Source organism: Micromonospora sp. NPDC048871 (genome assembly GCF_043198155.1).
In the GTDB taxonomy this organism is placed as follows: domain Bacteria; phylum Actinomycetota; class Actinomycetes; order Mycobacteriales; family Micromonosporaceae; genus Micromonospora.
The window spans coordinates 53238-74068 of the sequence record NZ_JBICUM010000003.1; the positions used below are offsets into that span (position 1 = coordinate 53238).

Below are 20831 nucleotides of genomic sequence, written 5' to 3' on the forward strand. Positions count from 1 at the left end.
TCAGGCCGGCCAACTGCCGTCGGTCAGGAAGCGTTCGATCGTGGCCAGGTGCGGGGCCAGGTCCAGGCCCTGCGCCGCCACCCACTCGTCGGCGTAGTAGGTGTCGGCGTACCGGTCACCGGCGTCGCAGATCAGGGTGACCACCGAGCCGGTCCGGCCGGCGGCCAGCATCTCGGCGATGAGTCCGAAGGCCCCCCACAGGTTGGTGCCGGTAGAGCCTCCCACCCGCCGGCCCAGCACCGCCGAGCCGGAACGCATGGCGGCCAGCGAGGCGGCGTCGGGCACCTGCACCATCCGGTCCACCACCGAGGGCAGGAAGGAGGCCTCGACGGTGGGTCGGCCGATGCCCTCGATCCGGGAGCCTCGCCCGGTGCACACCGACCAGTTCGCCGCCTGCCAGGCGGGATAGAAGGCGGAGTTCTCCGGGTCGACCACGCAGAGCTTGGTGGGCAGTCGCCGGTAGCGGACGTAGCGGCCGATGGTCGCGCTGGTGCCGCCGGTGCCGGCACCGACCACCACCCAGGCGGGTACGGGGTGACGCTCCAGGGCCAGCTGCGCGTAGATCGACTCGGCGATGTTGTTGTTGCCCCGCCAGTCGGTGGCCCGCTCGGCGTAGGTGAACTGGTCCATGTAGTGCCCGCCGGAGTCCTCGGCCAGCCAGCGGGCCTCGATGACCACCTTCGCCGGGTCCTCGACCAGGTGACACCGACCGCCCTGGAACTCGATCTGGGCGATCTTCTCCGGCGAGGTGGAGGCCGGCATCACCGCGATGAAGGGCAGGCCCAGCATCCGGGCGAAGTACGCCTCGGAGACGGCCGTGGAGCCGGAGGATGCCTCCACGATGGTGGTGTCCGGGCCGATCCAGCCGTTGCAGAGCCCGTAGAGGAACAGCGAACGGGCCAGGCGATGCTTCAGCGACCCGGTCGGGTGGACCGACTCGTCCTTGAGGTAGAGATCGATGCCCCACTGTCGGGGCAGCGGAAACGGCAGCAGGTGGGTGTCGGCGGACCGGTTCGCGTCGGCTTCGACAGCGGCGATCGCCTCGGTCACCCACCGTCGGCTCGCCTCGTCACACCGGTCGAGTTGAGTCACCTTCGGAACCTAGCAAGCGCGCCTGAGCGCTGGGCCTTCAGGAGGAGGGCCCGACCGGCTGTGGACGGTTCTCCCACTTGGTCGACAGCGCGATGCTGGTCCGGGTCGAGGCCACCCCGGGGGTACGGTTCAGCCGCACGATCAACTGCTCCAGCTCGGCGATGGTGCTCACCCGAGCCTTGAGCAGGAAGGACTCGACCCCGGCCATGAAGTAGCAGGACTCGATCTCGGGGATGGCCCGGAAGGCCTCCAGCACGTCGTCGGTGTCCGCGTTGGAGTCCTCGACGATGCTGATCAGAGCGGTCACGGCCAGCCCGATGGTCTCCGGCTCGACTTCGGCACGGTAGGCGCGGATCACCCCACCGGCCTCCAGCTTGCCGACGCGTTCGTGCACTGCGGGCGCGGAGAGCCCGACCTGGCGGGCGAGTTCGGCGTACGAGAGGCGGGCGTTGCCGCGCAGCAGATCCACGAGGGCGAGGTCGATGGCGTCCACGGACTGTAGACCCTAGTCGTCGCCGGGTGGCACCAGGACGTCGGCATCCGGGGTGAATTACCTAGCGCTACAGTTCGCATACCAAAGGTCCTGAGGGCGGGGCGCCGGTACCATTACTAACTTCCCACTCAGTGCATTTTTCGCGTTTGACGGACACGCCAGGTCGGCGGTGCTGTAATTGCCATACGTCCCTCATGACGGCTCTGGGCTCGCACCGGCCGGGGGCAGTGTGTTCAGCCGGGGGCTTCGTCGACGCGAGGAGGGGGCTGTGGACACTGGAGATCGCCTGCTGACACCGGGTGAGGTCGCCGCGTTGTTTCGGGTTGACCCGAAGACCGTGACGCGCTGGGCGGCGGCGGGCCGGATCGGCAGTATCCGGACTCCAGGAGGGCATCGCCGGTTTCGGGAATCCGAGGTGCGGGCCCTGCTTGAAGGGGAGGGCATGCTGGAAGAGGCGGATGACATGGGCAGACCGCGCAGTACGGGCCCAGCCGCCCCGACCGGACCGGGCCCGGCCAACGCCGGCATGTACTGAAGTGGTGCGGATCGAACGCGGACCGGCTCTCAGGTCCGGTCCGCGTTCACCTTTCCGGCCCATCTGCGGAACAGGGTGTGCGGCACCCCCAGGGCGTCGAGCACCTTGCCGGCCACGAAATCCACCAGTTGGGCGGCGGAGGCGGCAGCTCCGGCACCGTAGAAACCGGGGCTGGCGGGCAGCACCACCGCCCCGGCGTCGTGCAGGGCGATCAGGTGTTCCAGGTGGCTGCGGGTCACCGGGGTCTCCCGGGGCACCACGACCACCGGCCGGCGTTCCTTGAGGTTCACCTCGGCGGAGCGCTGCAACAGGTCCTTGGACAACCCGATCGCGATACCGGCACAGGCCGCCGTGCTCGCGGGCACCACGGCCATTCCGCGTACCGGATAGGACCCGCTGCTGGGACCGGCCGCCAGGTCGCCGGCCGGCCAGTGCCGCACATCCGCGTCGTCGAGATCACGACCTAGCCAGGCGGCCAGGTCCGCGGCCCAGTGGGCGTCGCGGAACGGACGCCCGGTCTCGTCCAGAACGGTCAACCGGGCCGCCCGGGAGACGATCAGGTCCACCGACTGCCCGGCGTCCAGCAGTCCGCGAAGGACCGCAGCCGCGTACGGCGTACCTGACGCCCCGGACACCCCGATCACCCATGGTTCGCGCATGTTCCCAAGCCTGCCTGGTCGCCACCGCCGTCGGGTCGGCACCCCGCCGAACGGGGAGGGAACCGGCCGGGGTCAGGGCCGCAGGCCCAGGCGGATCACCAGGTCGAGCAGGGCGAAGAGGAACAGGGCGATGCCGACGAAGCCGTTGGCGGTGAAGAATGCCCGGTTGACCCGGCTCAGGTCGGTCGGCTTGACCACCAGATGCTGGTAGCCGAAGGCGACCGCGGTCAGCGCCAGCCCGATCCACCAGAGCCAGCCGAAGCCGACAAGCACCCCGAACCAGCCGAACAGCACGAATGTCACCACGTGCGACACCGTGGAGGCGTGCAGGGCGAACCGCAGCCCGTACCGGGCCGGGACGCTGTGCACCCCGATCTCCCGGTCCACCTCGGCGTCCTGGCAGGCGTAGATCAGGTCGAAGCCGCCGATCCACAAACCGACGGCGGCGCCGAGCAGCCAGGCCGGGCCGGAGCCGGCGAAGGTGCCGGTGACCGCCAGCCAGGCGCCGACCGGGCCGACCATCTGGGCCAGGCCCAGGATGGCGTGCGGCCAGTTGGTGAACCGCTTGCCGTACGGGTAGACGATCAGCGGCACCACCGCCAGCGGGGCCAGCACCAGGCAGAGGGGGTTGAGCAGGGCGGCTGCGGCCAGGAAGACCGCCAGGGCGACGCCCGCCCCGGTCCAGGCCGTCCGCAGGCTGACCGCCCCGGTCACCAGCTCCCGATTGGCGGTACGCGGATTCCGGGCGTCGATCCGCCGATCCAGGATCCGGTTGGCCGCCATGGCGAAGGTCCGCGCCCCCACCATGGCCACAGTGATCAACCCAAGGTCGAGCCACCGCACCCGCCCCCCGTTAACCGACATAGCGGTCAACGCCGACAGGTAAGCGAACGGCAAGGCGAACACCGAGTGCTCGATCGCCACAAGCCGCAGAAACGCCTTCACCCGCCCCCGCGATCTTGCACTTTCCGTCGGGACAGACCCGGCCGAAGCGGACGAATCAGCGACCGAAAATGCAAGATCGCGGCGGGGAGAGGGGTCGCGGGGGGTGGGTGGGGTGGAGGGGGGCGTCATTGGATGCCGTATTCCTTCCAGCGCTTGTCTACCAGGGAGACGACCTCGGGGGTCATGGTCATCTCCTCGGGCCAGCCCCGGGTGTAGCCCTCGCTGGGCAGCTTGCGGGTGGCGTCGATGCCGGCCTTGCCACCCCAGAACTGCTGGTACGAGGCGTGGTCCAGGTGGTCCACCGGGCCCTCGGTCAGCAGCAGGTCCCGGGAGTAGTCGACATTGCCGAAGGCGCGGAAGGCCACCTCGTTGTAGTCGTGCACGTCGCAGTCCTCGTCCACGATCACGATCAGCTTGGTCAGCGACATCATGTGTGCGCCCCAGATCGCGTTCATCACCTTCTGCGCGTGCTTGGGGTAGCGCTTGCGGATCGACACGATCGCGCAGTTGTGGAAGACCCCGGCGGCCGGCAGGTCGTAGTCGACGATGTCCGGGATGAGGAACCGCAGCAGCGGGGCGAAGATCCGCTCGGTGGCCTTGCCCAGGCCGTGGTCCTCCTGCGGAGGCTGCGAGGTGACGATCGAGTGGTAGACCGGGTCGCGCTGCATGGTCATCGCCTCGACGTGCAGCACCGGGAAGGGCTCCACCGGGGTGTAGAAGCCGGTGTGGTCCCCGAAGGGTCCCTCCGGCAGGCGCTCACCGGGCTCCAGGTAGCCCTCCAGCACCACCTGGGCGTGCGCCGGCACCTGCAACGGCACCGTCAGGCAGTCGACCATCTCCACCCGCTCGCCGCGTAGGAACCCGGCGAACAGGTACTCGTCGATGTCGGCCGGCAGGGGCGCGCTGGACGAGTAGCTGACCACCGGATCGCAGCCGATCGCGATGGCCACCGGCAGCCGCTGGCCGAGCCGCTCGGCGACGGCGTGGTGGGCGGTGGAGTTCTTGTGGATCTGCCAGTGCATGCCGAGGGTGTTGTGGCTGTGCTGCTGGAGCCGGTACAGCCCGAGGTTGCGCTTGCCGGTCTCCGGGTGCTTGGTGTGGGTCAGCCCGAAGTTGTGGAAGATCCCGCCGTCACCCGGCCACACCTGAAGGCCGGGCAGCCGGTTCAGGTCCACGTCCTTGCCCCGGTAGACCACCTGCTGGCAGGGGGCGGTCTTGACCTTCTTCGGGGGCATCGACTTTAGCTGCATGACCTTGCCCAGGCCGCCCATCATGCCGGAGAAGCCCATCGGCAGTTCCGGCTTGAGCATCTCCCCGATCCGGTTGCCGATCTCGTCCAGGGACTCCACCCCGAGGGCCATCGCGGTCCGCTTCTCGGTGCCGAACAGGTTGATCGCCACCGGCATCTCGCCTCGGGTCGGCCGCTCGAACAGCAGCGCCGGCCCATTGGCCCGGACCGTACGGGTCACCACCTCACTGATCTCCAGTGTCGGGTCGACCGGGACCCCGACCCGGCGCAGTTCACCGGCGCGCTCCAGCGCCACCAGGAAATCCTTGAGATCGGTGTACGGAAACCCACGAGCAGCCATGACAGCAAGTCTCCCCCACTGCTATGCCGTGAAAGGAAGGGCCCCTTGTTAACGCCTCCGGTAGAGCAGGGGTCCCCTATTAACACGCGGCGGCATGAGAGTAGGCCAGCCGGGTAGTCGTCGACGCCGGAAAGCCGACCACCGGGCGAATCGCCCGGACGAGGCAGAGAGGTGACGATGGGTGAGCGACGGATTCCAACGAGCTTCGCCGAGCAGCGGACGCAGGTCGGTGACGTCACCATCAACTACGTCCGGGGCGGCATCGGGCCCACGCTGGTGTTACTGCACGGCTATCCGCAGTCCTGGTACATGTGGCGGCACGTACTGCCGGAGTTAGGGCGGTCGTTCGAGGTGATCGCGCCGGACCTGCGGGGCTTCGGCGGCAGCGACGCCCCGCCCGACGGCTACGACAAGAAGACCCTCGCCGCCGACCTGCACGGGCTGCTCACCACCCTGGGCTTGGACCGCGACCTCCGGTTGGTCGGCCATGACATCGGCACCATGGTCGCGTACGCGTACACCGCAGCCCACCGGGACCGGGTGAGTCGGTTGGTGCTCAGCGAGGCACCGATCCCCGACGAGAGCATCTACACCTTCCCGGCACTGACGGCCGCCGGTCCGGCGGTGTGGAACTTCGGCTTCTTCAACCTGACCAACGGGTTGCCCGAGAATCTCGTCGCCGGCCGCGAGGCGCTCTGGGTCGACCAGTTCACCGACTCGTTGATGATCCGCAAGGACAGCCTGGACGCGGCGGACATCGAGGAGTACGCCCGGCCCCTGCGCGACGAGGCCCGCCTGCGGGCGAGCTTCGAATGTTTCCGTGCGTTCGGGCAGGACATCGCCGACAACGCCGAGTACCGCAAGTCGAAGCTGGCCATGCCGGTGCTCGCCATCGGCGCGCAGGCGAGCCTCGGCGGCCAGGTGGCCGATCAGGTCCGCCAGTACGCCGACTCGGTGACCGGCGAGGTGATCGAGGACAGTGGCCATTGGCTCTTCGAGGAGCAGCCGGCCGAACTCACCGCCCTGCTGCTGCCCTTCCTCCGGGCCTGACGGGTCGTCGGGCCGGTCAGTGGCGACGGTCGGGCCGCCCGGGTGGGTGCTCGTTCGGCGGGCCGCCGCGCTGATCGTCCTGTCGCAGGCCCGGGGTGTACGGCTGCGGCAGGCCGTGCGGGTTCTGGCCGGTATCGCCGTCGGCGTGATCCTCGGTGAGGTCGTCGTCTGGGTGTTCGGCGCCCGCTCCACCGCCGCCATCTTCGTGGTCATCCTGGCCTCGGCCGGGCTGACGATCGCCGCCGGCGCCCCCGGCGTGGTCCGCAACCAGTTGACCACCTCCGCGCTCTTCCTGGTCGCCGTGGTGCCGCCGGGCGGGGAACTGGAGCCGACCCGCCTCTACGACGCGTTGATCGGCGGCTCGATCGCGTTGCTGATCACCCAGGTCGTCGGCGCGCAGTCGCCGCTCGGGCCTCTGGAAACCGAAGGTCGGCGGACGTTCGCGGAGCTGTCCGGGGTGCTGGACGACATCCGTCAGGCGGTGCAGCGGCACGACAAGCAGGCGGCCGTCACCGCGTTCGGGCGGGCTCAGCAACTGGACTCGCGTACCGCAGCGCTGCGCCGGGCCGTGTCGGTCGCCGACGAGAACCTGCGCCTGGCAGTCTGGGAGCGGCGCAACCGGTCCCGTGTCGATGCCGCGCGCAACGCCGCCAACCAGATCGATTACGCCGTCCGCAACACCCGTACGCTGGCGCGCTCGGCGTTGGTGCGCTGCCGGTCAGCACGATTGTCGGCCACGTCCGGATGGTGGTCATCGACCTGCTGCGCAGCGCCGGTGCGGACAAGCCGGAGGTGCTCGACGGGATCGACTCCGCACTGGACCTGCCCAGCGGCCGGGCAGCCCAGGGAGACGACTGACACCGCAGCATCAGATGCGCCTGGTTACCGCAGTTGCGGCGTAACCGGGCGCGTTCCGTCAGACGTCGGCGTACGAGTGCAGGCCCTCGAAGAAGATGTTCACGCCGAACAGGTTCATCATCACGGTCGCGAAGCCGAGGATGGCCAGCCAGGCGACCACGTTGCGCTTCACGCTCGGCGTAGCCCGGGCGTGCAGGTATCCGGCGTAGATCACCCAGGAGATGAAGGACCAGGTCTCCTTCGGGTCCCAGCCCCACGGCCGACCCCAGGCCGCCTCGGCCCAGACCGCCCCGGCGATCACCGCGAAGGTGAAGAGCGGGAAGGCGAAGGCGTGCAGGACGAAGGTGAACCGCTCCAGGCCGGCCGCCGCGGGCAGCCTCTTCGCCAGGGTGTACGGGAAGCTGCGCTTGCCCTGCTCGTACCCGGCCCGCATCAGGTACGCCGAGGCCGGCACCGCGCCGAGCAGGAACAGACCCGAGGCGAAGACGACCGTCGACACGTGCACGATGAACCAGTACGAGTTGAGCGCGGGCACCAGCGGCACGATCGGGGTGTAGAGCACCAGCTCGGCGGTGGCCACCAGCAGCACCATGACCAGGGTCAGAAACAGCCCCAACCGGCGCAGCGAGGGCACCTTCACCAGCACGGCCAGCCAGGCGGCCACCCCGATGAACGAGACCGTGAGCACGAACTCGTACATGTTGCCCCAGGGCATCCGCTCGGCGGCGATACCCCGGGTGATCAGCCCGACCAGGTGCAGCACCGCGCCCAGGGCGGTCAGTCCGATCGCGATCCGACCGGCCAGGTCGGCCCGACGGGCGGTGCGCTGGGCCGGTCCGTCGGGATCGGCGACCGGGGTGTCCCGCTCGGCCACGGCCACACCACCGGCACCCACGGCCGCACCGACCAGTTGCCGGGCGGGGGCGGCCACGGCCCGCGAGTTGCCGAGGGCGTACTCGACCGCGTGACCGATCATCGCCAGCAGGTACACCATCGTGGTGATGGAGACCATCTGGTCGGAGAGTTCGGACATCACTCGGCTCCTTCTCGCGTGTCCGGTACACCGTCAGCCACCCGGTCGCCGCGCATCGCCGCCACCAGTTGGGCGAACTCCTCGGCGAACCCGGGATGCTCGGTACGCGGCAGGCCGCCCACCTCGATCAAACTACTACCGCCCGTCGGAGATCCATCTGCGGGGTCGATCGCACCCGCTGGCAGCAACCGGACGAAGACCCGCCGACGCCGGACGAACAGCGACCCCATCAGCCCGAACACCAGGCCGATCGAGCTGATCAGCAGCAAGGTCGTACCGGGGTCGTAGCGTACCGAGATCACGATGTACGGCTCGGAGCCCAGGAACTCGACAGTGGTGCCGTCGTCCAGGGTCCAACTCTCCCCGAGCCGCAGCTCCTTCGCACCGATTTCGGTGAGCCGACCGTTGCGCACCTGACGCTGGTCGAGTTGATACACCGAGCTGGGGATGCCGGCGTCCAGCCCCATGTTGCCCCGGTAGGCCACCAGGCCGAGCAGGGGGTTCTGCTCGGTCGGGTGCTCGGAGCGGGTGAACGGGGGCTCCTGCGGAGCGGTCGGCAGGTACAGCCCGTCGAAGGCCACCTGGAGGTTCGGGTCGCGCTCGCCGGTGTCGGGATCGACATTGGCGTCCGGGAAGGCGGCCAGCCCTTCGCTGGTCATCCCGACATCACCGTTGCTGAGGAACGGTACTGCGCTGGTCTGGGTACCACCGAACCGGTCGGTGTAGCGGATCACCGGGGCGTACCCGTGCCCCAGCAGGTAGACGTTCGCCCCGTCCAGGCGCAGCGGCGAGTTGACCGAGAACTCCGCCGTCCGGGGGGCACCGCCGTTCTCGTCCACGGTCACCTTCGCGCGATACGACGAGGGCTGACCGGTCGGCAGGAAACGGGCGTCGAACTCGTCCAACTGCATGCAGAACCGGGGCAGGTCGTCGCCGACCCGGGGACCGAGCTTGATCTCGGCGTACTGCTGGCGGGTGTTGCAGAAGACCCGGTCCTCGCCCGCGACCAGCAGGCGGTTGCCCTGCCAGCCGTACCAGGAGCCGAGCGCGACACCTAGCAGCACCACCACCATGGAGGTGTGGAAGATCAGGTTGCCGGTCTCCTTGAGGTAGCCCTTCTCGGCGGAGACCTCGTCGCCCCGGACCACCACCCGCCACCGCCGACGCCGCAGGGCCTCGGCGACCGCGGCCACCCCACCCTCGGGGGCGGGCACCACGGTGTGCTGCGGCAGCCGACCAAGCCGCTTCGGTACGGCCGGGGGCCGGGCCCGCAGGGCCCGGATGTGATCGGCCAGCCGGGGGGTGATGCACCCGATCAGCGAGGTGAACAGCAGCAGGTAGATCGCGGAGAACCAGACCGAGCTGAACGCCTCGAAGGCACCGATCCGATCCAGCCAGGGGGCCAGGTCGGGGTGCTCGGTGAAGAAGTCGCGGACATCCTCCGGGTTGACCCCGCGCTGCGGCAGCACCGACCCGGGGATGGCCGCGACCGCCAGCAGGAAGAGCAGCACCAACGCCGTACGCATGCTGGTCAGCTGCCGCCACGAGTTGCGCGCCAGGGCCAGCAGGGGGTTGGGGCGGCGGGGCGTCTTGGCCGGGGTGTCGGCCGGCCGGTCGTCCACAGCGGTCATCAGATGCTCACCTGGAAATCACCTACGCCGATGGTGGTCTGCAACCAGATCACCACGTTGGTCCAGCCGCCGGTGACCAGTGCCAACCCGATCAGGATCAGCAGGGCGCCACCGATGCGGGTGACCCAGCGGCTGTTGCGCCGGATCGCCTGGAACACCCCGAGCAGCCGGTTGAAGCCCAGCCCGAAGACGACGAACGGGATGCCCAACCCCAGGCAGTACGCCACCGCCAGCACTACCGCCCGATCGGTCTGCCCGCTGGTGGCGGCCATGCCGAGCACCGCGGCGAGGGTCGGCCCGGTGCAGGGCACCCAGGTCAGGGCGAACACCGCACCGAGTACGGGGGCACCGAGCAGACCGGCGGAGGGCAGCCGGTTGATCCGCAGTTCCCGCTGGAGACCGGGCAGCACCCCGAGGTAGCCCAGCCCGAGCAGCACCACCAGGGCGCCGATGACGATCTCCAGCGGACGCTTGTAATCGAAGAAGACCCGGCCGATGGTGCTGAACAGGATCGCGGTGCTGACGAAGACGACAGTGAACCCGAGGACGAAGAGCAGGGTGCCGGCCAGCACCCGCCCCTTCACGGCGGCCCGCACCCTGGGCTGTTCATCCCGTACGACAGTGCCGACACCGCCGCTACGGGCGGCGGCGGACCCTTGCGCTGCCGCAGGGGTAGACGAGGTACCCCGGCCTTCCAGGTCGGCACCGGCCAGGCCGGTGACGTAGGAGAGGTAGCCCGGCATCAACGGCAGTACGCAGGGCGACAGGAAGCTGACCAGCCCGGCCAGGGCCGCCGCCCCCATCGCCAACAGCAGCGGACCGGAGACGGCGAGTTGTCCGAAGGTCTCGCCCATCAGCGTGGGCCGGACGCCGCGGGTGACTCCGCGGCGATTCGCTCGACGATGGGTTGCAGGCCCTCCTGCCGGACGGCCGCCCGGATCACCGTGGCGATCCGACCCTCCCGGTCGAGCACGACCGTGGCCGGGATGGTGTTCGGCGGGATGTCCATGTCCAGGGCCAGCCGGCTGCCCGGATCGAAGATGCTCGGGTAGCTGACCCGGCCCTCCTCGAAGGCGATCGCCTTGTCCCGGCTGTCCTGCACGTTGATGCCGAGGAAGGTGACCCCGGAGTCCTTGGTCGCCTGGTAGGTCTTCTCCAGGTCCTCGGCCTCGGCCCGACAGGGCGCGCACCACGAGCCCCAGAAGTTGACCACGACCACCTGGCCACGCTGGTCGGCCACGTCGTAGCTGCCGCCCTTGAGCAGCTCACCGCTGATCTTCGGAGCGGCGGAGCGTTGGTCGGGGGCGCACTGCACGATGCCGCCCTCGCTGTCACATTCCGGCTTCCCTCCGCCGCCGGAGACACAGCCGGCCAGCAGAGCCACAGCGGTGCCGGCGGCCAGCAGACCGGCCACCGACCTCCTGCGGAGCCCCATCAGGCCCCCTTCGCCGTCCGGGCGGTCGCCGACATCGCCACCAGGTGCGCGGCCGGTTCGGAGTAGCCGATGCCGACGACCTTCGCGCCGTCGAAGTGGAAGGTGGTGAGGGAGGCCAGCCCGCACTGACGGCGGCGGGGGTCGTGCCAGAGTCGCTTGCGCTCGACATGCCGGCGCAGGGTCCAGATCGGCAGTTGGTGGGAGACCAGGACGGCCTCCCGGCCCTCGGCGGCCACCCGGGCGGCGTGCAGGGCGGCGAACATCCGCTCGGCGATCGCCCGGTACGCCTCCCCCCAGGAGGGGGTGACCGGGTCGCGCAGCACCCACCAGTTACGCGGGTCCCGGAAGGAACCGTCACCGGGCGAGACCTTCTTGCCCTCGAACCAGTTGGCGCTCTCGATGAGCCGCTCGTCCACCCCGACGGGCAGTCCGAACTGGGCGGCGATCGGTTCGGCGGTCTGCTGGGCCCGTTCCAGCGGGCTGGCCACCACATGCACGACCTCGCGATCGGCGAGCCCCTGCGCTGCGGCCTTGGCCATCTGGACACCCAGCTCGCTGAGGCGGAACCCGGGCAGTCGGCCGTAGAGAATGCCCTCCGGGTTGTGTACCTCACCGTGCCGAAGCACATGGACCACCGTCTTGCTCACCGCTGTGCCCCCTTGGCTCGCGACTGCGGGGCTCGCAAAACCGGCTCACTCCTCGCGCTCACGTGCTTACCCCCCTGTGCCCGCCGCTGCCGCTGCATTGGCCGCCACCGGCAGGGCGGCGGCGATCTGTTCCAGGGCGGCGTCGTCGATCGCCGCCGACACGAACCAGGATTCGAACGCGCTCGGCGGCAGGTACACCCCGGCGGCGAGCATCGCGTGGAAAAACGCCTTGAACGCGGGCACCTGCTGGGTGCGGGCGCTGTCGTAGTCGACCACGTCGGCGTCCGTGAAGAAGATCGAGAACATGCTGCCCGCGTACGACAGCCGGTGCGGGACACCGGCGGCGGTCAGGGCCTCCGTGGCGAGCTTGCCCACGACGGCGGCGGTCTCGTCCAGCTTGCGGTAGAGCGCCTCGTCGGCCAACCGCAGGGTGGTCAGCCCGGCCGCGCAGGCCAGCGGGTTACCGGAGAGGGTGCCGGCCTGGTAGACCGGGCCGGCCGGGGCCAGTCGCGCCATGATCTCCGCGCGCCCGCCGAAGGCCGCAGCGGGCAGCCCACCACCCATGACCTTGCCGTACGTCCACAGGTCCGCCTCCACCGGGTCGAGGCCGTGCCACCCGGCGCGGGAGACCCGGAACCCGGTCATCACCTCGTCGATGATCAGCAGCGCACCGTTGGCGTGGGCGATCCGCGCCAACTGCTCGTTGAAGCCGTCCCGGGGGGCGACCACCCCCATGTTGCCCGCCGCCGCCTCGGTGATCACGGCGGCGATGTGCTGGCCCTCGGCGGCGAAGGCCTCCTCGACCGCGGCGATGTCGTTGTACGGCAGCACGATCGTCTCGCTGGCCGCGGCGCCGGTGACGCCGGGCGAGTCGGGCAGGCCCAGGGTGGCCACGCCGGACCCGGCGGCGGCCAGCAGCGCATCCACATGACCGTGGTAGCAGCCGGCGAACTTGATGATCTTCGACCGGCCGGTGTACCCACGGGCCAACCGGATCGCCGACATGGTCGCCTCGGTGCCCGAGTTGACCAGTCGGACCTGCTCGACCGGGGTCCGCGCGACGATCTCGGCGGCCAGGTCCACCTCACCGGGGGTCGGCGTACCGAAGCTGGTGCCCTTGGCGGCGGCGGCCTGGACCGCCGCGACCACCTCGGGATGCGCGTGGCCCAGGATCAACGGCCCCCACGAGCACACCAGGTCGACGTAGCGCCGGTCATCGGCGTCGTACAGCCAGGGGCCCTCACCACGAACCATGAAGCGGGGGGTCCCACCGACGGCCTGGAAGGCACGCACAGGTGAATTCACCCCGCCCGGCACGATGGCGCGAGCGCGGTCGAACAGGGCCGCTGAGGCCGGAGCGTCGACCGGGTAGCGGTCGGATCCGGCGGAAGTCACCTCGGTCACGATGTCGCCATTGTGTCAGCGCCGATCGGAGCACCGGCAGGTACCCCGGATCGGGGTTACCAGGCTCACCTGCGAAAGGTCACCCCGGGCCGGCTCGCCTCGGAAGGCCGAAGGGGCGAGATCGCGATAGGCTGACCCGGTGGATCGTGCCGAACTGTCCATCACCGTATATCGAGCGGGCGACGAAGCAGTGTTGCGCCTTGCCGGTGAGATCGACATGCTCACGGCCGCCCAACTGTCGACCGTCGTCAACGAGGTCCTCGCCGAGCCGCCGCCCCGGATCGTGCTCGACCTGGGTGAGGTCACCTTCTGCGACTCCCAGGGCCTCGGCACCCTCGTCGTACTCAGCCGCAAGGCCAGTCACGCCCAGAGCCTGCTCATGCTGACCAACGTCGGCGAGTTCCTGCTCCGCGTCCTGGACATCACCGGCCTCCGCAGCGCCCTGATGATCCGCAACGACGCCCCCACCCCCTAACCCCACCCCACCCCACCCCACCCCCATCCGGCGGGTTGATCATGAGGTTGGCGGCACTTTTTGATCTTCAATCTGCCGCTAACCTCATGATCAACGTGACAATTGGGCTGGGGGGTGGGGTTAGTCGGGGGTGGGGCCCCAGCGGGCTTGTTCGAGGGTGGTCAGGGCTTGGGCGACAGCTTCGGGGGTGTCGGTGGCGGTGCGGAGGAGGGTGGTGGCCTCGTCCACGGCGTCGGTGAGCAGGCGCCACTGGGCGTCGCGCTCGCGGACCATCTCCGACTGGGCGGCCAACTGGCGGGTCTTGGTCCACAGTTCCACGAAGACGGAGACCTTGGCCCGCAGCACCCAGGGGTCGAAGGGCTTGGTCAGGTAGTCCACCGCGCCGACCGCATAGCCGCGCAAGGCCAGTTGGGCGTCCCGGTCGGCGGCGGTCAGGAAGATGATCGGTACGTGCCGGGTGCGTTCCCGCCGCTTGATGTGGCTGGCCGTCTCGAAGCCGTCCATGTCCGGCATCTGGGCGTCCAGCAGGATCACCGCGAAATCGTCGACCAGCAGTTGCTTGAGGGCCGCTTCGCCGCTCTCCACCGCCACGGACTGCACCTGCAGCCCCTGGAGGATCGCCTCCAGGGCCAGCAGGTTCTCCCGGCGGTCATCGACCAGTAGCGCCTTCGCCACCTGCGTCACGAGCCCTCCTCGGTGCGGCTGCCACTGATCCAGGAGCCCATCAGCTCGATCAGCTCGTCCAGGTCGACCGGCTTGGTGATGTAGTCGCTGGCCCCCGCCGCGATCGCCGACTCCCGGTCACCGGGCATCGCCTTGGCGGTCAGGAAGACGATCGGCAGGTCCGCGAACCGGTGGTTACGCCGGATCTGCCGGGTCGTCTCGTACCCGTCCTGGTCAGGCATCATGGCATCCATCAGGACGATGTCGACCTCCGGGTGCTCGGCCAGCAGGCGTACCCCGTCGCTGCCGTTGTCGGCGTACAGCACCGTCATGCCGTGCAGTTCCAGCGCGCTGGTCAGGGCGAACACGTTGCGTACGTCGTCGTCGACGATCAGCACGGTGGCCCCGTCCAGTTGGCGGGTCTTCGGCGCCTCGGGCTGCGGTGGCAGCAACTCCACCGGCGGCATCAGCAACGACGAGGGCAGGCCGGCCCGTTGCGGGGAGGGCGGCGCCGGGGCCACCACGGCGTCCGGGGCCAGCACGTCGGGCAGGTAGAGGGTGAAGGTCGAGCCCTGACCGGGTACGGAGCTGACGGTGATCGTGCCGCCGATCAGCCGGGCCAGGTCCCGGCTGATGGACAACCCCAGGCCGGTGCCCCCGTAGCGACGGCTGGTGGTGCCGTCCGCCTGCTGGAAGGCCTCGAAGATCAGGGAGAGCTTGTCGTCGGAGATGCCGATGCCGGTGTCGATCACCGTGAAGGCGATCACCTGACGGGCGTTGGTCAGCGCCGGTACGTCGAAGACCGCCTGCTCCGGTGCCCGGGAGATGCGCAGGGTGACCGCGCCGTTGTCGGTGAACTTCACCGCGTTGGACAGCAGGTTGCGCAGGATCTGCTGGAGTCGCTGGGCGTCGGTGATCACCGCAGGTGGCAGATCCTCGCCGACCTGTACCTGGAATTCCAGGCCCTTCTCCTCGGCCTGCGGGGCGAAGGCCTGCTCGACGTAGCCACGGATCTCCGCGAACCGGACCTCGGTCGGCTCCACGTCCATCCGCCCTGCCTCGATCTTGGACAGGTCGAGGATGTCGTCGATCAGGCGCAGCAGATCCGACCCGGAGCCGTGGATCGTACGGGCGAATTCGATCTGCTTAGGGGTCAGGTTGCGCTCCGAGTTCTCCGCCAGCAGCCGCGCCAGCAGCAGCAGCGAGTTCAGCGGGGTACGCAGCTCGTGGCTCATGTTCGCCAGGAACTCCGACTTGTACGCCGAGGCCCGGGTGAGCTGCTGCGCCTTCTCCTCCAGACCGAGCCGGGCCAACTCGATCTCCCGGTTCTTGGTCTCGATGTTGCCCTTCTGCTCCGACAGCAGGGTCGCCTTCTCCTCCAGTTCGGCGTTGGTGCGCTGCAACTCCGCGGACTGTTCCTGCAACTCGTGGGCCAGCCGCTGCGACTGGGCTAGCAGTTCCTCCGTACGCCGGTTGGCCTGGATGGTGTTGACCGCGATGCCGATGGTGGCCACCAGCCGCTCCAGGAAGGACAGGTGCAGCTCGGAGAAGGGGGTGACGCTGGCGAACTCGATCACCCCGAGCAGTTCGCCCTCGAAGAGGACCGGCAGCACGACCAGGTCGGCCGGCGGGGTGTCGGCCAGCCCGGAGCGCAGGGTGATCCGGCCGTCCGGCACGGCACCGACCCGGATCGTGCGGCGGGAGAGGGCGGTCTGCCCGACCAGCCCTTCGCCGGGGCCGAAGGTGACCTCGTGACCTCGGGACACATAGCCGTACGAGGCGGTCAGCCGAAGCCGCATCACCCCCTCGGAGTTGTCCGCCAGGAAGAATGCCCCTAGCTGGGCGTCGACCAGCGGAGTCACCTCCATCATGATCATCCGGCAGACCTCGCCGAGGTCGCGCTGGCCCTGCAAGAGGCCGCCGATGCGGGCCAGGTTGGAGTCCAGCCAGCCCTGCTCGGCGTTCTTGTGGGTGGTCTCCCGCAGGGTGACGATCATCTGGTTGATGTTGTCCTTCAGCTCGGCGACCTCGCCCTGCGCCTTCACCGCGATTCGCTGGGTCAGGTCGCCCCGGGTCACCGAGGTCGACACCTGGGCGATCGCCCGCAGCTGGGTGGTCAGGGTGGAGGCGAGCTGGTTGACGTTCTCGGTCAGGTCCCGCCAGGTGCCGGAGACCCCCTTCACCTGGGCCTGACCACCCAACTTGCCTTCGATGCCGACCTCCCGGGCCACCCGGGTCACCTCGTCGGCGAAGGAGGACAACTGATCCACCATCGTGTTGACGGTGTTCTTCAACTCCAGAATCTCGCCCTGGGCATCCACGGTGATCTTCTGCGACAGGTCACCCTTGGCCACGGCGGTCGAGACCTGAGCGATGTTGCGCACCTGGCTGGTCAGGTTCGAGGCCATCGAGTTCACGTTGTCCGTCAGGTCCCGCCAGGTGCCGGCCACTCCGCGTACCTGGGCCTGACCGCCGAGCTTGCCCTCGGTGCCCACCTCACGGGCCACCCGGGTCACCTCATCCGCGAACGAGGACAACTGATCCACCATCGTGTTGACGGTGTTCTTCAACTCCAGGATCTCGCCGCGCGCGTCCACGGTGATCTTCTGCGACAGGTCACCCTTGGCGACCGCGGTGGTGACCGAGGCGATGTTGCGCACCTGACTGGTCAGGTTGGAGGCCATCGAGTTCACATTGTCGGTCAGATCCCGCCAGGTGCCGGAGACCCCCTTCACCTGGGCCTGACCACCCAACTTGCCCTCGGTACCCACCTCCCGGGCCACCCGGGTCACCTCATCCGCGAACGAGGACAACTGATCCACCATCGTGTTGACGGTGTCCTTCAGCTCCAGAATCTCGCCACGGGCATCCACGGTGATCTTCTGGGAAAGGTCACCCTTGGCCACCGCGGTGGACACCTGGGAGATGTTGCGCACCTGGCTGGTCAGGTTGCCGGCCAACTGGTTGACGTTCTCGGTGAGGTCCCGCCAGGTGCCGGAGACCCCGCGTACCTGGGCCTGGCCACCGAGCTTGCCCTCGGTGCCCACCTCACGGGCCACCCGGGTCACCTCATCCGCGAACGAGGACAACTGATCCACCATCGTGTTGACGGTGTCCTTCAGCTCCAGGATCTCGCCCTGCGCCGCCACGGTGATCTTCTGGGACAGGTCACCCCGGGCCACCGCCGTGGAGACCTGGGCGATGTTGCGCACCTGAGCGGTCAGGTTGGAGGCCATCGAGTTGACGCTGTCGGTCAGGTCCTTCCAGGTGCCGGCCACGTTGGGCACCTCGGCCTGACCACCCAGCTTGCCCTCGGTGCCCACCTCCCGGGCCACCCGGGTCACCTGCTCGGCGAAGAGACGCAGGGTGTCCGTCAGCGAGTTCATGGTGTCGGCCAGCTCGGCGACCTCGCCCCGGGCGCTCACCGTGATCTTCTGGCTCAGGTCACCCTTGGCGACCGCCGTGGCCACCTGGGAGATCGACCGCACCTGCCCGGTGAGGTTCGAGGCCATGGTGTTCACCGAGTCGGTGAGGTCCTTCCAGGTGCCGGCGACCCCCCGCACATCGGCCTGGCCGCCCAGCTTGCCCTCGGTGCCCACCTCCCGGGCCACCCGGGTCACCTCGTTGGAGAAGGAGGAGAGCTGATCGACCATGGTGTTGACCGTGCGGCCGATGCGCAGGTACTCACCGCGCAGGGGACGGCCGTCGATCTCCAACGCCATGTGCTGCGAGAGGTCACCGTCGGCGACCGCGACGATGACCCGGGCGATCTCCGTGGTGGGCCGACCCAGGTCGTCGATCAACGAGTTGACCGCCCGCTGGCCCTCCGCCCACGAGCCGTCCAACCCCTCCTCGTCCAGCCGCTCGGTCAGCCGGCCGTCCCGACCGACCACCCGGCTGATCCGCCGTAGATCCAGATGCTGTCGCTCCTGGAGCGACACCACGTCGTTGAAGGCGTCCGCCACCTCCCCGGCCGCGCCGGAGCGCCGGGGAAGCCGGACCTTCAGGTCACCGCCGCGTACTCGGCGCAGCGCCTCCGCCAGCTCGGTGAGGACCGCCTCGTGGTCGGCGACGCTCATCTCCGCGGTCGCCGACTGTTTCGCCGTGGTCATCGTTCCTCGCTCACCTCGGGGTCCACCGGCCTGCGCCGGCCACCCCATCATTGTCCCCGTGAGCTCGAAACCGCCACGACACAACGCGGCCCGGGTCGCCGACGCCAACCCCGATCGGTTTGGCACACCACCGGTGTCCGTGGAGGATACGAGGGTGGCAGCGGAGGCGGGGCCCGCGGCGACCGGCGGCCCGAAGGAGCATGTGCGACGTGTCCGGCTGCCGGCTGACCGACGTACCCCGGCAGCCGCAAGAGCGGTCGTACGCTCCGTGCTGGCCGAGGCGAGCCTGGACGAACTGCTCAACGAGGCGCTGCTGCTGACCACGGAGCTGTCCACGAACGCCGTCGAGCACGCCCGTACCGAACTGGACGTCGAGGTGAGCGCGGACGCCACCGGGCTGACCGTGACGGTCTCCGACTTCGCCGCCGGCCCGGTGGACGACCTGACGGTCGGGGGACGCAACGCGGCAACGGAGATCACCGAGGTGGCCGAACGCGGCCGGGGACTGCTGCTGGTCGATCACTTCGCCAGCCGCTGGGGCACCACCTACCTGCCCAGCGGCAAGGGGGTGTGGTTCCGGCTGGACCGGCACCATCCGGAGGACGGCGCCACGACCACGGAGGGCGACCCGGCCGGCACCGAAGCGACCACCGCCCCCAGCGCCGGGGCGATGAGTCTGCTGATGCAGACCCTGCCGGATCCCTACGCCGAGGATCCGCTGCCCGACTTCGCCACGAACCTGCTGACCCGGGTGGCGGAGATGGTCGGTGCCGCCGGAGGGGTGGTCCGGCTGGATCGTGGGGACGGGCAGGGACCTCAGGTGCTGGCCCGCTACGGCCGCCCACCCAGGACCGGTCACGACCTGCTCCGGGTGCCGTTGGCGGTGCACCGCCCGTACGCCGGGGAACTGGAACTTGATGCCGCGCCCACCGCGTACGCCCGCCCGCTGGCGGTGTTGACCGCCGAGCGGCTCTCGCTGCACCTGGAGAACGACCGGCTGCGCCGCGCGGACGTACGCCGACAGGCCTGGCTCACCTTCCTCGCCGAGGCCAGCGAGCTGCTAGCCCAGTCCCTGGACGTGGAGCTGACCATGGCCCTCGTCCCGCAGTTGGTGGTGCCCCGACTCGGTCAGTGGTGCGCGGTGCACACCACCGACGAGTGGGGTCGGCTGCGCCTGGCCGCCGCCACCCACGCCGACGAGGCGATGCTGCCGCAGTTGCACGCGATCCTGCGGCAGACCGGTCCGGACTCCGTCCAGGCCCGGCTGCGGGAGGCCAGCCGCAACGGCACCCAGACCCCGCTGGGGGTGCCGATGGAGGGTTTCGCCGTACCCCTGATCGCCCGGGGTCAGCGCCTCGGCACCCTGGCCGTGGGGCGACACCAGCGGCACCGGCACGACCCGGACGAGATCGCCGTGCTGGAGGATGTGGCCCGACGGGCCGCGCTGGCCATCGAGAACGCCCGCATCCACGCCGAACGGCGGCGGATAGCCCAGGCTCTGCAACAGTCCCTGCTGCCGCCGGTGCTGCCGGTGGTGGAGGGCATCGGTTTCGCCGCCGAGTACGTCCCGACCGGCGGGGACGCCGACGTCGGCGGGGATTTCTACGACGTGGTGCCGCTGCCGGACGGGTGCTGGCTGGTGGTGATCGGCGACGTCTCCGGCAAGGGGGTGCAGGCCGCTACGGTGACCGGGCTGGTCCGGGATGTGATCCGGGTGCTGGCCGGTGACGGGAAGCCGCTGCCGGAGTTGCTGCCCAGGCTCAATGAGACCCTGGTGCAGCGGGGGGCCGGCCGGTACTGCACCCTGGCCCTGGCCGTGGTCGCGCCCGGCGAGGACGGCCGGCTGGATGTCGGGCTGCACCTGGCCGGGCACGATCGACCGTTGCTGCTGCGTTCCGGCGGGGGGCCGGCCACCTTCGTCGGCAGCGGTGGCACCGCCCTGGGCCTGCTGGACACGATCAGCTCACCATCCTCGGAGCTCACCCTGGGCCCCGGTGACTGCCTGGTCTTCTACACCGACGGGGTGACCGAGCGTCGTCGCGGTCGGGAGCTGTTCGGCATCGGCCGGCTGCGCGACGCCGCCACCCCGCTGGCCGGCTACCCCGCCGACGTGGTGGCGGCCCGACTGCGCGCCACCGCGATCAACTTTTCCGTGGAGGAGCCCCGCGACGACATCGCCATTTTCGTCCTGCGCAACGACGCCGGCTGAT

17 protein-coding genes and 1 pseudogene are annotated in these 20831 nt (G+C 69.6%); 5 read left to right on the forward strand and 13 right to left on the reverse strand.

From position 1 onward, the window contains the following. Entirely contained in the window at nt 1-1092 is a 1092-nt protein-coding gene (locus ACGFIK_RS09120; RefSeq protein WP_327023263.1) for a PLP-dependent cysteine synthase family protein, read from the reverse strand. A 37-nt stretch (nt 1093-1129) separates the two neighbouring features. After that, entirely contained in the window at nt 1130-1585 is a 456-nt protein-coding gene (locus ACGFIK_RS09125; protein WP_327023264.1) for an Lrp/AsnC family transcriptional regulator, read from the reverse strand. Between the two features lie 268 nt (nt 1586-1853). On the opposite strand from ACGFIK_RS09125, the gene ACGFIK_RS09130 reads away from it, so the two are divergent. Beyond that, nucleotides 1854-2120: a BldC family transcriptional regulator gene (locus ACGFIK_RS09130; RefSeq protein WP_327023265.1), complete on the forward strand. Its 267-nt coding sequence runs from the start codon at nt 1854-1856 to the stop codon at nt 2118-2120. Nucleotides 2121-2149: 29 nt separating this feature from the next. Here the strand turns inward: ACGFIK_RS09130 and ACGFIK_RS09135 are convergent, their stop codons facing one another. The 3 genes from ACGFIK_RS09135 to ACGFIK_RS09145 all read right to left on the reverse strand — a co-directional run bounded on the left by ACGFIK_RS09135 (nt 2150) and on the right by ACGFIK_RS09145 (nt 5313). Further along, nucleotides 2150-2779 carry a UbiX family flavin prenyltransferase gene (locus ACGFIK_RS09135; protein WP_327023266.1) on the reverse strand — a complete coding sequence of 210 codons (630 nt, stop codon included), beginning with the start codon at nt 2777-2779 and terminating at the stop codon, nt 2150-2152. Between the two features lie 72 nt (nt 2780-2851). After that, entirely contained in the window at nt 2852-3853 is a 1002-nt protein-coding gene (gene mqnP / locus ACGFIK_RS09140; RefSeq protein WP_327023267.1) for a menaquinone biosynthesis prenyltransferase MqnP, read from the reverse strand. Next, nucleotides 3850-5313 (reverse strand): menaquinone biosynthesis decarboxylase, encoded by a 1464-nt coding sequence (locus tag ACGFIK_RS09145; RefSeq protein ID WP_327023268.1) that lies wholly within the window; start codon nt 5311-5313, stop codon nt 3850-3852. Before ACGFIK_RS09145 ends, mqnP begins: the two co-directional genes overlap by 4 nt. A gap of 177 nt (nt 5314-5490) precedes the next feature. Here ACGFIK_RS09145 and ACGFIK_RS09150 point away from each other — a divergent pair, with 177 nt between their 5' ends. Together ACGFIK_RS09150 and ACGFIK_RS09155 are read left to right on the forward strand one after the other, a co-directional pair. Beyond that, nucleotides 5491-6363 (forward strand): alpha/beta hydrolase, encoded by an 873-nt coding sequence (locus ACGFIK_RS09150; RefSeq protein ID WP_327023269.1) that lies wholly within the window; start codon nt 5491-5493, stop codon nt 6361-6363. Nucleotides 6364-6478: 115 nt separating this feature from the next. Beyond that, a pseudogene (locus ACGFIK_RS09155) lies at nt 6479-6682 on the forward strand (hypothetical protein); the annotation flags it as partial. A gap of 597 nt (nt 6683-7279) precedes the next feature. Here ACGFIK_RS09155 and ccsB read toward each other — a convergent pair. The 6 genes from ccsB to hemL form a co-directional block, all read right to left on the reverse strand. Continuing rightward, complete coding sequence (ccsB, locus tag ACGFIK_RS09160; RefSeq protein WP_327023271.1) at nt 7280-8254, reverse strand: c-type cytochrome biogenesis protein CcsB; 975 nt, start codon at nt 8252-8254, stop codon at nt 7280-7282. Then, on the reverse strand, nt 8254-9885 hold the full coding sequence (locus ACGFIK_RS09165; protein WP_327023272.1) for a cytochrome c biogenesis protein ResB: 1632 nt from the start codon (nt 9883-9885) through the stop codon (nt 8254-8256). Before ACGFIK_RS09165 ends, ccsB begins: the two co-directional genes overlap by 1 nt. Further along, nucleotides 9885-10739, reverse strand: a complete 855-nt coding sequence (locus ACGFIK_RS09170) for a cytochrome c biogenesis protein CcdA (protein WP_327023273.1) — start codon at nt 10737-10739, stop codon at nt 9885-9887. The genes ACGFIK_RS09165 and ACGFIK_RS09170 overlap by 1 nt, the downstream gene beginning before the upstream one ends. Continuing rightward, nucleotides 10739-11320, reverse strand: a complete 582-nt coding sequence (locus ACGFIK_RS09175) for a TlpA disulfide reductase family protein (RefSeq protein ID WP_327023274.1) — start codon at nt 11318-11320, stop codon at nt 10739-10741. Before ACGFIK_RS09175 ends, ACGFIK_RS09170 begins: the two co-directional genes overlap by 1 nt. Then, a complete protein-coding gene (locus ACGFIK_RS09180; RefSeq protein WP_327023275.1) occupies nt 11320-11967 on the reverse strand; it encodes a histidine phosphatase family protein in 648 nt (215 codons plus the stop codon). Before ACGFIK_RS09180 ends, ACGFIK_RS09175 begins: the two co-directional genes overlap by 1 nt. 66 nt (nt 11968-12033) lie before the next feature. After that, nucleotides 12034-13371 carry a glutamate-1-semialdehyde 2,1-aminomutase gene (gene hemL / locus ACGFIK_RS09185; protein WP_327023276.1) on the reverse strand — a complete coding sequence of 446 codons (1338 nt, stop codon included), beginning with the start codon at nt 13369-13371 and terminating at the stop codon, nt 12034-12036. A gap of 139 nt (nt 13372-13510) precedes the next feature. Here hemL and ACGFIK_RS09190 point away from each other — a divergent pair, with 139 nt between their 5' ends. After that, a complete protein-coding gene (locus ACGFIK_RS09190; protein ID WP_327023277.1) occupies nt 13511-13846 on the forward strand; it encodes an STAS domain-containing protein in 336 nt (111 codons plus the stop codon). 120 nt (nt 13847-13966) lie between these two features. Here the strand turns inward: ACGFIK_RS09190 and ACGFIK_RS09195 are convergent, their stop codons facing one another. After that, entirely contained in the window at nt 13967-14530 is a 564-nt protein-coding gene (locus tag ACGFIK_RS09195) for a response regulator (RefSeq protein ID WP_327023278.1), read from the reverse strand. After that, entirely contained in the window at nt 14527-18621 is a 4095-nt protein-coding gene (locus ACGFIK_RS09200; protein ID WP_393338627.1) for a HAMP domain-containing protein, read from the reverse strand. The genes ACGFIK_RS09195 and ACGFIK_RS09200 overlap by 4 nt, the downstream gene beginning before the upstream one ends. 154 nt (nt 18622-18775) lie before the next feature. Between ACGFIK_RS09200 and ACGFIK_RS09205 the strand changes: the two genes are divergently transcribed. Continuing rightward, nucleotides 18776-20830 carry a SpoIIE family protein phosphatase gene (locus tag ACGFIK_RS09205; protein ID WP_393338630.1) on the forward strand — a complete coding sequence of 685 codons (2055 nt, stop codon included), beginning with the start codon at nt 18776-18778 and terminating at the stop codon, nt 20828-20830. Nucleotide 20831 lies beyond the last annotated feature (1 nt).